Origin of the sequence: Winslowiella toletana, assembly GCF_017875465.1 — a bacterium.
Classification (GTDB): Bacteria; Pseudomonadota; Gammaproteobacteria; order Enterobacterales; family Enterobacteriaceae; genus Erwinia; species Erwinia toletana.
The window spans coordinates 2034569-2049269 of the sequence record NZ_JAGGMQ010000001.1 but is presented as its reverse complement, the minus strand read 5'-3'; the positions used below and the strand labels follow the sequence as shown (position 1 = coordinate 2049269).

At 55.0% G+C, this 14701-nt stretch carries 15 protein-coding genes; 12 read left to right on the top strand and 3 right to left on the bottom strand.

Features of this window, described 5'->3' with window-relative positions; all coding sequences use genetic code 11:
- Nucleotides 1-84 precede the first annotated feature (84 nt).
- Nucleotides 85-354 carry a DUF1145 family protein gene (locus J2125_RS09605; RefSeq protein WP_017799499.1) on the bottom strand — a complete coding sequence of 90 codons (270 nt, stop codon included), beginning with the start codon at nt 352-354 and terminating at the stop codon, nt 85-87.
- Nucleotides 344-949 (bottom strand): 16S rRNA (guanine(966)-N(2))-methyltransferase, encoded by a 606-nt coding sequence (gene rsmD, locus J2125_RS09600; protein ID WP_017799498.1) that lies wholly within the window; start codon nt 947-949, stop codon nt 344-346. The genes J2125_RS09605 and rsmD overlap by 11 nt, the downstream gene beginning before the upstream one ends.
- A gap of 198 nt (nt 950-1147) precedes the next feature.
- Between rsmD and ftsY the strand changes: the two genes are divergently transcribed.
- The 4 genes from ftsY to rpoH all read left to right on the top strand — a co-directional run bounded on the left by ftsY (nt 1148) and on the right by rpoH (nt 5503).
- Nucleotides 1148-2608 (top strand): signal recognition particle-docking protein FtsY, encoded by a 1461-nt coding sequence (gene ftsY, locus J2125_RS09595; RefSeq protein ID WP_017799497.1) that lies wholly within the window; start codon nt 1148-1150, stop codon nt 2606-2608.
- A gap of 5 nt (nt 2609-2613) precedes the next feature.
- Nucleotides 2614-3285 (top strand): cell division ATP-binding protein FtsE, encoded by a 672-nt coding sequence (gene ftsE / locus J2125_RS09590; protein ID WP_017799496.1) that lies wholly within the window; start codon nt 2614-2616, stop codon nt 3283-3285.
- Nucleotides 3275-4258: a permease-like cell division protein FtsX gene (ftsX, locus tag J2125_RS09585; RefSeq protein ID WP_017799495.1), complete on the top strand. Its 984-nt coding sequence runs from the start codon at nt 3275-3277 to the stop codon at nt 4256-4258. Before ftsE ends, ftsX begins: the two co-directional genes overlap by 11 nt.
- Nucleotides 4259-4645: 387 nt before the next feature.
- A complete protein-coding gene (gene rpoH, locus J2125_RS09580; protein WP_017799494.1) occupies nt 4646-5503 on the top strand; it encodes an RNA polymerase sigma factor RpoH in 858 nt (285 codons plus the stop codon).
- 76 nt (nt 5504-5579) lie between these two features.
- Here the strand turns inward: rpoH and panM are convergent, their stop codons facing one another.
- Nucleotides 5580-5996, bottom strand: coding sequence for an aspartate 1-decarboxylase autocleavage activator PanM (gene panM, locus J2125_RS09575; RefSeq protein ID WP_017799493.1), 417 nt, complete (start codon nt 5994-5996; stop codon nt 5580-5582).
- A 399-nt stretch (nt 5997-6395) separates the two neighbouring features.
- Between panM and J2125_RS09570 the strand changes: the two genes are divergently transcribed.
- The 8 genes from J2125_RS09570 to ugpE all read left to right on the top strand — a co-directional run bounded on the left by J2125_RS09570 (nt 6396) and on the right by ugpE (nt 14701).
- On the top strand, nt 6396-7511 hold the full coding sequence (locus J2125_RS09570; RefSeq protein ID WP_017799492.1) for a branched-chain amino acid ABC transporter substrate-binding protein: 1116 nt from the start codon (nt 6396-6398) through the stop codon (nt 7509-7511).
- Nucleotides 7512-7668: 157 nt separating this feature from the next.
- Nucleotides 7669-8595: a high-affinity branched-chain amino acid ABC transporter permease LivH gene (livH, locus tag J2125_RS09565; protein ID WP_017799491.1), complete on the top strand. Its 927-nt coding sequence runs from the start codon at nt 7669-7671 to the stop codon at nt 8593-8595.
- Complete coding sequence (locus J2125_RS09560) at nt 8592-9866, top strand: high-affinity branched-chain amino acid ABC transporter permease LivM (protein WP_017799490.1); 1275 nt, start codon at nt 8592-8594, stop codon at nt 9864-9866. Before livH ends, J2125_RS09560 begins: the two co-directional genes overlap by 4 nt.
- Complete coding sequence (livG, locus tag J2125_RS09555; protein ID WP_017799489.1) at nt 9863-10630, top strand: high-affinity branched-chain amino acid ABC transporter ATP-binding protein LivG; 768 nt, start codon at nt 9863-9865, stop codon at nt 10628-10630. Before J2125_RS09560 ends, livG begins: the two co-directional genes overlap by 4 nt.
- Before the next feature lies 1 nt (nt 10631).
- Entirely contained in the window at nt 10632-11345 is a 714-nt protein-coding gene (gene livF / locus J2125_RS09550; protein WP_017799488.1) for a high-affinity branched-chain amino acid ABC transporter ATP-binding protein LivF, read from the top strand.
- A gap of 206 nt (nt 11346-11551) precedes the next feature.
- Complete coding sequence (gene ugpB, locus J2125_RS09545) at nt 11552-12871, top strand: sn-glycerol-3-phosphate ABC transporter substrate-binding protein UgpB (protein WP_040462274.1); 1320 nt, start codon at nt 11552-11554, stop codon at nt 12869-12871.
- Nucleotides 12872-12971: 100 nt separating this feature from the next.
- Nucleotides 12972-13859, top strand: coding sequence for a sn-glycerol-3-phosphate ABC transporter permease UgpA (ugpA, locus tag J2125_RS09540; protein ID WP_017802948.1), 888 nt, complete (start codon nt 12972-12974; stop codon nt 13857-13859).
- Entirely contained in the window at nt 13856-14701 is an 846-nt protein-coding gene (gene ugpE, locus J2125_RS09535; protein WP_017802949.1) for a sn-glycerol-3-phosphate ABC transporter permease UgpE, read from the top strand. The genes ugpA and ugpE overlap by 4 nt, the downstream gene beginning before the upstream one ends.

Below are 14701 nucleotides of genomic sequence, written 5' to 3'. Positions count from 1 at the left end.
TTACGTATCGTGCAACTCATCGACACGAGCGGCGAAAACGCCGCCCCTACGGGCAGTGCTGGGGAGCCGTTTTCGCCGCCCGTCTTATTGTTTGGGATAATGTTTTTTTTGCCAGGCCAGCAGTTCAAAGACACCAAAGAAAAAGATTTTCGCCTGAGTTAGTTTGCTGAGCTGCGGCCCGTCTTTTGGCTGCGTAGCGCGCAGCAATACCAGCTGCAAACCGTGCATCACCACCATAAAAAACAGCGCAATATCAACGAAATATTTTAAAGGTTTCGGGAATGGCTGGACCACATTCAGTAACAGAAAGGCCCAGACGCACAGCATCAGTAAACGTCCAAGATTAAGCAGCATCATCATTCTCCTTGTTGATGGCCTGACGAACATATAAACGATAAGCCACTTGCCCGGCGATTTTTTCGCGGTGCAAATGCCAGTTAACCGGTACCGGCGGCATGCCGTTTTCGACTTCACTCTCCACATAAATCAGCGCGCCTTCCGCCAGCCAGTGGTGGCTTTCCAGCAGGCTGAGCGTCTGATCCAGCAATCCTTTGCGGAAAGGGGGGTCAATAAATACCAGATCGTGCGGTTCGCCCTGCTGCGCCAGCCAGCTTAGCGTATTGGCGTTAACCACCCGACCATTTTTTGCGCCCAGCGTCGCCAGATTTTTCTCCAGCTGCTGAGCCACCGGGCGTTCCAGTTCTAATAGCGTAGCCGAAGCGGCATGGCGCGACAGCGCTTCCAGCCCCAACGCACCGCTGCCGGCAAAACAGTCAAGACAGCGCGCCTGCTGGATATCCGCCGCCAGCCAGTTAAACAACGTCTCACGCACCCGATCGGTCGTCGGGCGCAAACCGGCGCTGTCCGGCACCGGCAATTTACGGCCGCGCCACTGGCCGCCAATAATGCGGATCTGTCCGGCGCCACCGCTGCGGGGTTTTTTATTCATCTTTATTAAGTCCGTAATAATTTGTTGCGTAGTTTAACGGGCTAATTGGGTTGAGGAAACGTTAAAAAGGGTGCTGGTGTAGCGCTGCGTGGAAAGTGTTAGACTAAGGGATTCATTATCAGGTTATTTTCGCATTAGTCTTATAGCCCTGGACGCGCAGTCGACCGGGTTTTAGCTGTCGAGGAGTGTGGTTGCACAATGGCAAAAGATAAAAAACGTGGCTTTTTTTCCTGGCTGGGATTTGGACGTGATGAGACGTCAGCCGCGCAGGACGAGCAAAAAGAGACGTTAGAGGAACAACAGCCTGCTGCAGAAAATGCATCGGATGCCGCAACGCTCACGCCGCCAGAGGCGGAGTTACACACTCCGGAGCAGGTTGCTGAAGAGATTGTCGCCGTTACTGAGACGGTAGCCGAAGAGACGCGCCACCCCGCGCCGCCAGCTGAAGAGCCAGCGCAGCCGGAAGCGATGGCTGAAGCCGCAGAGCCAGTCCAGCCGGAAGTGATTGCTGAAGCTGAAGAGTGGCTGCCTGAAGATGAGCCGCTACAGGTCGCGCAGCCTGAAGCAGAGCCGGAACCGGAAGTGGCGCAGGTTATTGAACCTGAAATCGCGCCTGAAGTCGTCGCACCTGAGCCGCTTGTGACTGACGATGCTGTCGCCGTTATTGACGAAGAGGCGATCGCGGAAGCGGAAGAGACGGCGCCGATCCCGGCGCTGGTCGAGCAGGAACGTCCGACCAAAGAGGGCTTCTTCGCCCGTCTGAAACGCAGCCTGGTAAAAACACGCCAGAATCTCGGTTCAGGATTTATCGGATTGTTTCGTGGCAAGAAAATCGACGACGATCTGTTTGAAGAGCTGGAAGAGCAGCTACTGATTGCCGACGTTGGGGTAGACACCACGCGTCGTATTATCACCAATCTGACGCAGCAGGCAGATCGTAAGCAGCTGCGCGATGCCGAAGCGCTGTATGGTTTGCTGAAAACCGAAATGTCGCAGATTCTGGCGAAAGTCGAAGCGCCGCTGGATGTCAGCGGTAAAACCCCGTTTGTGATTCTGATGGTCGGGGTGAACGGCGTGGGTAAAACCACCACTATCGGTAAGCTGGCGCGCCAGTATCAGGCGGAAGGTAAATCGGTGATGCTGGCGGCAGGTGACACTTTCCGTGCCGCCGCAGTTGAACAGTTACAGGTGTGGGGTCAGCGCAATAATATTCCGGTGATCGCCCAGCAGACCGGCGCGGACTCCGCCTCGGTGATTTTTGATGCGATTCAGGCGGCGAAAGCGCGCGGCGCAGACGTGCTGATTGCCGACACGGCCGGACGCTTGCAGAACAAAGCGCACCTGATGGAAGAGCTGAAAAAGATCACCCGTGTGATGAAGAAGCTGGATGACGCAGCGCCACACGAAGTGATGCTGACCATCGACGCCAGTACCGGGCAGAATGCGATCAGTCAGACTAAATTGTTCCATGAAGCAGTCGGACTGACCGGGATTACGTTGACTAAACTGGATGGCACTGCGAAAGGCGGCGTGATTTTCTCGGTGGCGGACCAGTTCAGCATTCCGATTCGCTATATCGGCGTGGGTGAAGGTATCGAGGATTTACGGTCATTTAAGGCCGACGATTTTATTGAGGCACTGTTTGCCCGAGAGGACTAATTAGGATGATTCGCTTTGAAGAGGTCAGTAAGGCTTATCTCGGCGGTCGGCAAGCGCTTCAGGGGGTAGATTTCCATCTGCAACCTGGAGAAATGGCGTTTCTGACCGGGCATTCCGGGGCAGGGAAAAGTACCTTGCTGAAGCTGATTTGTGGCATTGAACGGCCAAGCGCCGGTCAGATTTGGTTTGGCGGCCATGATATTAGCCGCCTGAAAAGCCGTGAAGTGCCATTTTTGCGCCGTCAGATTGGGATGATTTTTCAGGATCACCATCTGCTGATGGATCGTTCGGTGTATGACAACGTGGCGATCCCGCTGATTATCGCCGGGGCCAGCGGTGAAGATATTCGCCGTCGCGTGTCGGCCGCGCTGGATAAAGTGGGCCTGCTCGACAAAGCGAAGAGTTATCCGATTCAACTCTCTGGCGGTGAGCAGCAGCGTGTCGGCATTGCGCGTGCGGTGGTGAATAAGCCTGCGGTACTGCTGGCGGATGAACCGACCGGTAACCTTGATGATGCACTGTCAGAAGATATTCTGCGTCTGTTCGAAGAGTTTAACCGTGTTGGCGTGACTGTATTGATGGCGACCCATGATATGGGGCTGATTGCACGCCGCAACTACCGCGTGATGTCGCTGAATCAGGGACGACTGCACGGAGGCCTGCAGCATGGTGAATAAACGCAATAAACGCGCGCCAGCGCCAAAAAGTAAGCAACCGTCGAAAAGCCGGGCGCTGAAGGGGGGCTGGCAGGAGCAGTGGCGCTATGCGCTGCACGGTTCGCTGTCTGATATGTGGCGTCAGCCGCTGGCGACGCTGTTAACGGTGATGGTAATTGCCATCTCGCTGACATTACCAAGCGTCTGCTATATGGTATGGAAAAACGTCAGTCAGGCGGCGGATCAGTGGTACCCGGCGCCGCAGCTGACGGTCTATCTCAGTAAAACGCTGGATGATACCGCCGCCGAAAATGTGGTCGCGCTGCTGAAGAAAGAGGATGGCGTGGATAAGGTGAACTACCTGTCACGCGAAGAGGCGATGGGGGAGTTCCGCAACTGGTCCGGCTTTGGCGGTTCGCTGGATATGCTGGAGCAGAATCCACTGCCAGCCGTCGCGGTGATTACGCCGAAACTGAACTTCCAGAGTTCGAATACCATGCAGAGCCTGCGCGACCGGGTGGCGAAGGTGGATGGCGTCGATGAAGTGCGGATGGACGACAGCTGGTTTGCCCGTCTGGCGGCGCTGACTGGGCTGGTCGGTCAGGTGGCGGCCATGATTGGCGTGCTGATGATTGTCGCGGTATTCCTGGTGATTGGTAACAGCGTGCGGCTCAGTATCTTTGCCCGGCGCGATACCATTAACGTGCAGAAACTGATTGGCGCCACCGATGGCTTTATCCTGCGGCCATTCCTGTATGGCGGCGCGCTACTCGGCTTTAGTGGGGCGCTGTTATCGCTGGTGCTGTCAGAAGTGCTGGTGCTGCGGCTGGAATCAGTGGTCACGCAGGTGGCTTCGGTGTTTGGCACCACCTTTACCCTGAGCGGGTTATCCTGGGATGAGAGCCTGCTGTTGCTGCTGATTGCGGCGATGATTGGCTGGATTGCCGCCTGGCTGGCGACGGTGCAACATTTACGTCGTTTTACGCCCCAGTAACCCCCGGCAACGTTTTTTTGGTATAATCTTCCTCTGCTGCGAGAGAAATGCCGCAGAGGAAGAGTTCCTTCCTCTTAAAGCGCCATCATTACGATCTTCACTAATTGATTTTGTGTGTGTAAAATATGCACCGTCAGATTGAACTTGTGGATAACTCTGCTGTCGAACTAGCACAGATTGCTTTCGATTTTTGTGAATAATTCACGTAGGGTGTTCCCGATAGATTTCAAGTTGCGGCAAGGCGGCAACCGAATGAATTCCAGGAGCTTACTTAAGTAAGTGACTGGAATGAGAGAGGGCAGCCAACGCAGCAGCAGCTTGAAAGATGAAGGGAAAGTCAGTGGCGCGAAGGAATCGCGTGGCAATCATACATATGAGAGGGTTTGAATGACCAAAGAAATGCAAACTTTAGCTATCGCACCTTTAGGTAACCTGGAATCCTATATCCGGGCTGCTAACGTCTGGCCGATGTTGTCAGCGGAAGAAGAGAAGGCGCTTGCTGAACGGCTGCATTACCAGGGCGATCTGGATGCAGCTAAGACGCTGATCCTGTCTCACCTGCGCTTTGTTGTTCATGTCGCTCGCAACTATTCAGGCTACGGCCTGCCGCAGGCAGACTTGATTCAGGAAGGTAATATCGGCCTGATGAAAGCGGTGCGCCGCTTTAACCCTGAGGTGGGCGTACGTCTGGTGTCGTTTGCCGTTCACTGGATTAAAGCCGAGATTCACGAATACGTGCTGCGTAACTGGCGCATCGTGAAGGTCGCTACCACCAAAGCACAGCGTAAGCTATTCTTCAACCTGCGTAAAACCAAGCAGCGTCTGGGCTGGTTTAATCAGGATGAGGTGGAAATGGTGGCGCGTGAGCTGGGCGTTTCCAGTAAAGACGTGCGTGAAATGGAATCGCGGATGGCCGCGCAGGATATGACCTTCGATCTGTCGTCGGATGATGAATCCAGCGAAGGTAAATCGATGGCGCCAGTGCTGTATCTGCAGGATAAAACCTCTGACTTTGCCGATGGCATTGAAGAGGATAACTGGGATAACCACGCTGCTGATAAGCTGACCAATGCGATGGAAGGTCTGGATGAGCGTAGTCAGCATATTATCCGCGCGCGCTGGCTGGATGACGATAACAAAACCACGCTACAGGAACTGGCCGATCAGTACGGTGTTTCCGCAGAGCGTGTACGTCAGCTGGAGAAAAACGCGATGAAGAAATTACGACTGGCGATTGAAGCGTAACGCATTGCGTTAACGTGTTCGCAGGGGCGGCCAGATGGCCGCCCTTTCTGTTTCCACAGGAGCCAAAACGGCTCCCCTACAATTTAGGGGCGGCGTTCTCGCCGCCCGGTTTAACCCAACCATCCGCCTGTTGACGAAAACCAGCAGCCTGCATAAAAGCTGCGATTACCGCTGGTTGTTCACTGCCATCCTGCGCAATCCACCATTCGCTGACGGCAGGATTCTGCGCCACTGTCTCTTGCAGTAAATAGTGACCAACACCGCGACGACGGGTTACTTCACGCACCTGCAAGGCATAAATCCTCCCCTGTGTGCCGCCGATCTCCAGCATTAATGCTCCCAGCAGTCGATCGTTAAAGCGCGCGGCATACAACCGGTGCTGTTCATCCAGCGTGCCTTCCAGTGCCGCAATCTCCTTTTCCGGCCACACTTTGCCCAGATCCAGTCGATCCTGCACGCTGAATTGTTGCAGCCGTATGATGGTCAGTTTCATAAATCCCACCCGATATGTAACAAAGGCATATTGTAGCGAATATGTTGGCTACGGGGCGCGTAACTTTTCCCCGACCAAAACGACGCGATCTGTTTTTGATGCGCGCCATTACCCGATCAAAATGTCAGGTTGCGGCTATTATTGCAGCATAAACAGCTGGCTTATTGCCTGTTATGCCATCAATAGTGCCAGGTAATTATGCTGTAACGCCCGCGAGTTTCTGCATATGTCAGTTGATTTACAGAAGAAAATTCCTGTTTAATAACCTGAAAAATAAAGCCTTATCCATAAAAAATGCCGGTTTACCTTCTAACTCTTTATAAGCTAAGCGTTTTTAAGCGAAATCCGGCAAAAAATAACCAGCAATCACACAACAGACAAACAGATGGGGAAGTGCGGATGAAAATCAGTAAAGGTAGCGCGTTTCTGGCAGGTTGCGTTGCGTTGGCGATGAGCCACGCGGCAATGGCAAAAGAGATTAAAGTTGCCATCGTTGGGGCGATGTCCGGCCCGGTAGCGCAATATGGCGATATGGAATTCACTGGCGCCAAACAAGCCATCGCTGACATCAACGCTAAAGGTGGCGTTAACGGTGACAAACTGGTCGGCGTGGAATATGACGACGCCTGTGACCCGAAACAAGCCGTTGCGGTCGCTAACAAAGTGATTAACGACGGTATCCGTTATGTTATCGGCCACCTCTGCTCCTCATCGACGCAACCGGCTTCTGATATCTATGAAGATGAAGGTATCGTGATGATCACCCCGGCAGCCACCAATGCTGACCTGACCACCCGTGGTTATAAGATGATTATGCGTACCACTGGTCTGGACTCCGATCAGGGACCTACGGCGGCCAAATATATCCTTGATGAAATCAAACCGCAGCGTATCGCCGTGGTGCATGATAAGCAGCAGTACGGTGAAGGCCTCGCGCGTTCCGTGCAGGAGAGCCTGAAAAAAGCGGGCGGCAATGTGGTGCTGTTTGAAGGTGTGACTGCCGGTGATAAAGACTTCTCCACGCTGGTGGCGCGTCTGAAGAAAGAGAACGTCGATTTTGTTTACTTCGGCGGTTACTACCCGGAAATGGGCCAGATTCTGCGTCAGGCACGTGCTGCTGGCCTGAAAACCGGCTTTATGGGACCAGAGGGCGTGGGTAACTCCTCGCTGTCTAATATCGCCGGTGCCGCCTCTGAAGGCATGCTGGTTACCCTGCCGAAGCGCTATGACCAGGTTCCTGCCAACAAACCGATTGTTGATGCGCTGAAAGCGAAGAAACTGGATCCTACCGGTCCGTTTGTCTGGACGACCTACGCCGCGCTGCAATCACTGACCACCGCGATGGAACGTAGCAAAAGCGAAGAGCCGGAAGCGATCGTCAAAAACCTGAAGGAAGGCCAGCCGGTACCAACGGTAATGGGCGACCTGAGCTGGGACGCGAAAGGCGATCTGAAAGGCTTTGAGTTCGGCGTATTTAAATGGCATGCCGATGGCACTTCAACCGCGGTTAAGTAACATCTGGCGTTGCAACGGGAGCCGATAACGGCTCCCCTGCTGTAAGGGCGGCGTTATCGCCGCCCGTGCCGATGATTTGCACGACCCGCGGCGGCATTCTCGCCGCCCGTGACGTTTTGTACCTTCCGCCTGTGCGGATTTGTAAGGTAATTAAGGTATGTCCGAGCAGTTTCTCTACTTTCTGCAGCAAATGTTCAACGGCGTGACGTTGGGCAGCACCTATGCGCTGATTGCCATTGGCTACACCATGGTTTACGGCATTATCGGCATGATCAACTTCGCTCACGGCGAAGTGTATATGATCGGCAGCTACGTCTCGTTTATTGTTATCGCCGCGTTGATGATGATGGGCATTGATGTCGGCTGGATCCTGATCGGCGCCGGTTTCATTATGGCGATTGTGATCGCCAGCGCCTATGGCTGGAGTATTGAGCGCGTGGCTTATAAGCCGGTCCGCTCCTCCAAGCGCCTGATTGCGCTGATCTCAGCCATCGGGATGTCGATATTTTTGCAAAACTACGTCAGCCTGACACAAGGCTCACGCGATCTGGCGCTGCCGAGCCTGATCACCGGGCAGTGGACGCTGGGTGAAAGCAACGGTTTCGCCGCCACCATCTCCGCCATGCAGCTGGTGATCTGGTCGGTCACCTTCCTTGCGATGCTGGCCCTGACGGTATTTATCCGCTATTCCCGTATGGGCCGCGCCTGTCGCGCCTGTGCCGAAGACCTGAAAATGGCCAGCCTGCTGGGGATTAACACTGACCGCGTGATCTCGCTGACCTTTGTTATTGGCGCGGCGATGGCGGCCGTGGCTGGGGTATTACTGGGCCAGTTCTACGGTGTGATTAACCCCTATATCGGCTTTATGGCCGGGATGAAAGCCTTCACCGCGGCGGTTCTGGGCGGCATTGGCAGTATCCCTGGCGCGATGCTGGGCGGCCTGATTCTGGGTATCGCTGAAGCCCTGACTTCCGCTTACCTGAGTACCGAATATAAAGATGCAGTCTCCTTCGCGCTGCTGATCGTGGTGTTGCTGGTGATGCCGACCGGTATCCTTGGTCGTCCGGAGGTGGAAAAAGTATGAAACAGCTTAACCTGGTCAATGCCATGGTCTCGGCGTTGATGCTGCTGATTCTGGCCGCCTTTTTTATGGGGCTGCGTCTGAACCTTGATGGTACGCAGCTGGTGGTCAATAACGCCGGTAGCGTGCGCTGGAACTGGATTGCCGTTGGTTGTGCGGTGGTGTTTTTCTTCCAGCTGATGCGTCCGATGATGCAAAGCGGCCTGAAGAAAATCTCCAGCCCGGCTTTTGTGCTGCCGGGTTTTGATGGCTCCACGCCGAAGCAAAAACTGCTGGCGCTGGCGCTGATTATTGCTGCGGTAGTCTGGCCATTTGTGGTGTCGCGCGGCACGGTGGATATCGCCACCCTGACGCTGATCTACGTGATGCTTGGCCTCGGCCTGAATGTGGTGGTGGGCTTATCTGGCCTGCTGGTGCTGGGCTACGGCGGCTTTTACGCGATTGGCGCCTATACCTTTGCGCTGCTGAATCACTATTACGGCCTTGGCTTCTGGCAGTGTCTGCCGCTGGCGGGGCTGGTGTCGGCAATGTTTGGCCTGCTGCTGGGCTTCCCGGTATTGCGCCTGCGCGGCGACTATCTGGCGATTGTCACCCTTGGCTTCGGCGAAATCGTACGTATCCTGTTGCTGAATAACACCGAGATTACCGGTGGCCCTAACGGCATCAGCCAGATCCCGAAACCGACCTTCTTTGGCCTGGAGTTCAACCGCAGCGTTCGCGATGGCGGCTGGGATACCTTCCATAATTTCTTTGGCCTGCAATATGATCCGGGCGACCGCATTATCTTCCTGTATATGGTAGCGGTACTGCTGGTGGTGCTGACCCTGTTTGTGATTAATCGCTTACTGCGTATGCCGCTGGGCCGCGCGTGGGAAGCGTTGCGGGAAGATGAGATTGCCTGTCGATCGCTGGGTCTCAGCCCGCGTCGCATCAAACTCACTGCTTTTACCATCAGCGCCGCCTTTGCCGGGTTTGCCGGTACGCTGTTTGCGGCGCGCCAGGGATTTGTCAGCCCGGAATCCTTCACCTTTGCCGAATCCGCCTTTGTGCTGGCGATTGTGGTGCTCGGTGGCATGGGATCGCAGTTTGCGGTGATCCTCGCGGCGATTCTGCTGGTGGTATCGCGCGAAATGATGCGTGATCTGAATGAATACAGCATGTTAGTGCTGGGTGGTCTGATGGTGCTGATGATGATCTGGCGTCCACAGGGCCTGCTGCCGATGCAGCGCCCGCAGCTGAAGCTGAAACGTGACGCAAAAGGAGAGCAGGCATGAGTCAGCCTTTGTTAGCAGTAGATGGCCTGATGATGCGCTTTGGCGGCCTGCTGGCGGTCAACAATGTAAAGCTGGAACTGCATCCGCAGGAGATCGTTTCGCTGATTGGGCCAAACGGTGCCGGTAAAACCACGGTGTTTAACTGCCTCACCGGCTTTTACCGGCCGACCGGCGGCACCATCAAGCTGCGAGATCAGCATCTGGAAGGTCTGCCGGGGCAGAAGATTGCCCGCATGGGGATTGTGCGCACCTTCCAGCATGTGCGTCTGTTCCGCGAAATGACGGTGATTGAAAACCTGTTAGTGGCGCAGCATCAGCATCTGAAAAGCGGCGTATTTTCCGGCCTGCTGAAAACCCCGGCGTTTCGTAAAAGCGAAAGCGACGCGCTGGATCGTGCCGCTGCCTGGTTGCAGCGCGTCGGTTTGCTGGAGATGGCTAACCGTCAGGCGGGTAATCTGGCTTATGGTCAGCAACGCCGGCTGGAAATTGCCCGCTGCATGGTGACGCAGCCGGAGATCCTGATGCTTGACGAACCGGCCGCCGGTCTTAATCCGCGTGAAACCCACGAACTGGATGAGCTGATTGCCGAACTGCGTGGTGAGCATAAGGTGTCAGTGCTGTTAATTGAACACGATATGAAGCTGGTAATGGGAATTTCCGACCGTATTTATGTGGTCAATCAGGGAACGCCGCTGGCGAATGGCAAACCGGAAGAGATCCGCAATAACCCGGATGTTATCCGCGCATATTTAGGTGAGGCGTAAGATGGCGAACCCGATTTTAACCTTAAGCAACGTCAGTACCCATTACGGCAAAATCCAGGCGTTGCATGATGTCAGTCTGCATATCAATCAGGGGGAGATTGTGACCCTGATTGGCGCCAACGGCGCCGGTAAAACCACGCTGCTCGGCACCCTGTGCGGCGAACCGCGCGCCACCACCGGCAGCATCAGCTTTGACGGTAAAGAGATTACCGACTGGCAAACGGCGCGCATTATGCGTGAAGCGATTGCCATCGTACCGGAAGGGCGTCGCGTGTTTTCACGCATGACGGTGGAAGAGAATCTGGCGATGGGCGGTTTCTTTGCGGAGAAGAAACAGTATCAGGAGCGTATTCAGCGCGTTTATGCACTGTTTCCGCGCCTGCTGGAGCGCCGTGTGCAGCGTGCCGGCACCATGTCCGGCGGTGAGCAGCAGATGCTGGCGATTGGCCGTGCGCTGATGAGCCAGCCGCGTCTGTTGCTGCTGGATGAGCCATCGCTGGGTCTGGCGCCGATTATTATCCAGCAGATTTTTGACACCATTGAGCAATTGCGCAAAGAGGGCATGACCATCTTCCTGGTGGAGCAGAATGCCAATCAGGCGCTGAAGCTGGCCGACCGTGGCTACGTGCTGGAAAATGGCCATGTGGTGCTGGAAGATACCGGCGACGCGTTGCTGGCTAATGAGGCGGTCAGAAGCGCTTATCTCGGCGGCTAACCGATACCACGGGCGACGAGAACGCCGCCCGTGAAGTACGCCCCAGGGGAGCCATTATCGGCTCCCGTATCAGTATCACCCCGTCACCTCCCTGTCACATTCCCGTCATAAGACGTTTATCTCACTGTCATTTTTGCATGTCATGTTACTTCCCGAACATAAAAGGCGTGAAATCGCGCGTAACAATCATGTCATGGGAAACTGATATGTCATCCACCACATTTCGTCATACCGCACTGAGTATCGTGCTGGGATTCGCGCTGTCCGGCCAGGCTCTGGCTGCAACCGACATCCCATTCTGGCACTCCATGGACGGCGAGTTAGGGAAAGAGGTTGATTCTCTGGCTCAGCGTTTTAACCAGGCTCACCCTGATTACAAAATTGTCCCGGTATATAAAGGCAAATATGACCAGAGCCTGGCGGCAGGTATCGCTGCCGTGCGTACCGGCACCGCGCCAGCCATTTTGCAGGTATACGAAGTGGGCACCGCGACGATGATGGCGTCCCAGGCCATTAAGCCGGTGTATGACGTATTTAAAGATGCAGGCATCACCTTTGATGAGTCGCAGTTTGTACCGACGGTATCCGGTTACTACAGCGACGCCAAAACCGGCCATCTGATTTCCCAGCCGTTTAACAGCTCCACCCCGGTGCTGTACTACAACAAAGATGCATTTAAAAAAGCCGGGCTGGATCCGGAACAGCCACCGAAAACCTGGCAGGATCTGGCCGCTTATAGCAGCAAACTGCGTGCCGCTGGCATGAAGTGCGGCTACGCCAGTGGCTGGCAGGGCTGGATTCAGATCGAAAACTTCAGCGCCTGGCATGCCCTGCCGGTCGCCACGCAGAATAATGGCTTTAGCGGCACCGATGCGGTACTGGAGTTCAATAAACCGGTTCAGGTTCGTCATATCCAGCTGCTGGCCGATATGAATAAGAAGGGTGATTTCACCTATTTTGGCCGCAAAGATGAGTCCACCGAGAAGTTCTACAGCGGTGACTGTGCGATCACCACCGCCTCTTCCGGTTCGCTGGCCGATATCCGCCACTACGCCAAATTTAACTACGGTGTCGGCATGATGCCTTACGACGCCACCGTGCCGGAAGCGCCGCAAAACGCCATTATCGGCGGCGCCAGCCTGTGGGTGATGAAAGGCAAAGATGCCAGCACTTACAAAGGTGTAGCCGAGTTTATGCAGTTCCTCGCGCAGCCGGAAATCGCCGCGGAATGGCATCAGAAAACCGGCTATCTGCCGATCACCACCGCCGCTTATGAGCTGACGCGCAAATCGGGCTTCTATGACAAAAACCCGGGCGCCGATATCGCCACCCGTCAGATGCTGAACAAGCCGCCATTACCTTTCACCAAAGGGATGCGTTTAGGCAATATGCCGCAGATTCGCACCATTGTTGATGAAGAGCTGGAAGGCGTGTGGACCGGTAAGAAAACACCACAAGCGGCTCTGGATACCTCAGTTGAACGCGGCAACCTGCTGCTGCGTCGCTTTGAACAACAGGTGAAATAATCTGAACGGGCGGCGAGAACGCCGCCCCTACAGAAAATGGTCCTGGCCCGTAGGGGCGGCGTTCTTGCCGCCCGTCGCATTCCGAACCCCGAGCTAAACTATGTCCTCTGTTCGTCCTGGTTTTCGTACCAGCTGGTTACCCTATCTGCTGGTGTTGCCACAACTGCTGATCACCGCGATCTTCTTTATCTGGCCCGCCGGTGAAGCACTATGGTATTCAGTGCAGAGCGTCGACCCTTTCGGCTTATCCAGCCATTTTGTCGGGCTGGCAAACTTCACCCAGCTATTTAACGATGAATATTATCTCGCCTCATTCTGGACTACGCTGATCTTTAGCGGACTGGTGACCGGCTGTGGTCTGCTGATTTCGCTGTTTTTCGCCGCGCTGGTTGACTATGTGGTGCGCCTGAAAGGTTTCTATCAGACGATGCTGCTGCTGCCCTATGCGGTCGCGCCCGCCATCGCTGCGGTGCTGTGGATGTTTCTGTTTAACCCCGGCCTGGGTCTGATTACCCATTTTCTTGGTCTGCTGGGTTACGACTGGAACCATGCGCAAAACAGTGGCCAGGCGATGTTCCTGGTGGTGCTGGCTTCGGTCTGGCAGCAGGTAAGTTACAACTTTCTGTTCTTCTTTGCCGCGTTGCAGTCAATACCGCGTTCACTGGTGGAAGCCGCCGCGATTGATGGCGCCGGTCCGGTACGCCGCTTCTTCCATTTGTCACTGCCGCTGATTGCGCCAGTGAGCTTCTTCCTGCTGGTGGTCAATCTGGTTTACGCCTTCTTCGATACCTTCCCGGTGATCGATGCCGCGACGGCGGGCGGCCCGGTGCAGTCCACCACCACGCTGATCTACAAAATTTATCGTGAAGGCTTTACCGGTCTGGATCTCTCCTCATCAGCCGCACAATCGGTGGTGCTGATGTTACTGGTGATTGCGCTGACGGTAATCCAGTTCCGCTATGTCGAGCGTAAGGTGCGTTACCAATGATCGAAAATCGCCCCGGGCTGACTTTTTTCAGCCACACCATCCTTATCCTTGGCATTCTGACCATTCTGTTTCCGCTGTATGTGGCGTTTGTCGCCGCGACGCTGGATAACGTCGCCATCTACCAGGTGCCGATGACGCTGATCCCTGGCGGCCATCTGTGGGAAAACATCAGCACCATCTGGCATAACGGCGTCAGCAGCAACAGCGCACCGATTGGCGTGTTGCTGCTCAACAGCACCATTATGTCGCTGGCGATTACCACCGGAAAAATCAGCATCTCGATGCTGTCGGCGTTTGCGCTGGTGTGGTTCCGTTTTCCGCTGCGCACCTTCTTTTTCTGGATGATTTTTATCACCCTGATGTTGCCGGTCGAAGTGCGTATTTTCCCGACGGTGGAAGTGATCGCTAATCTGAAGCTGCTGGACAGCTACACCGGCCTTACGCTGCCGCTAATGGCCTCTGCTACCGCGACTTTCCTGTTCCGCCAGTTCTTTATGTCGCTGCCGGATGAACTGCTGGAGGCGGCACGTATCGATGGCGCCAGCCCGATGCGCTTCTTCTGGGATATCGTATTGCCGCTGTCCAAAACCAATCTGGCGGCGCTGTTTGTTATCACCTTTATCTACGGCTGGAATCAGTATCTGTGGCCGATTCTGATCACCAGTGACAACAGTATGGGCACGGCGGTGGCGGGCATTCGCACCATGATCTCCAGCGGCGATGGTTCCACTCAGTGGAATCTGGTGATGGCCGCAATGTTAATGACGTTAATTCCACCGGTGGTGGTGGTGATGGTAATGCAGCGCGCCTTTGTGCGTGGGCTGGTTGAGAGTGAGAAATAG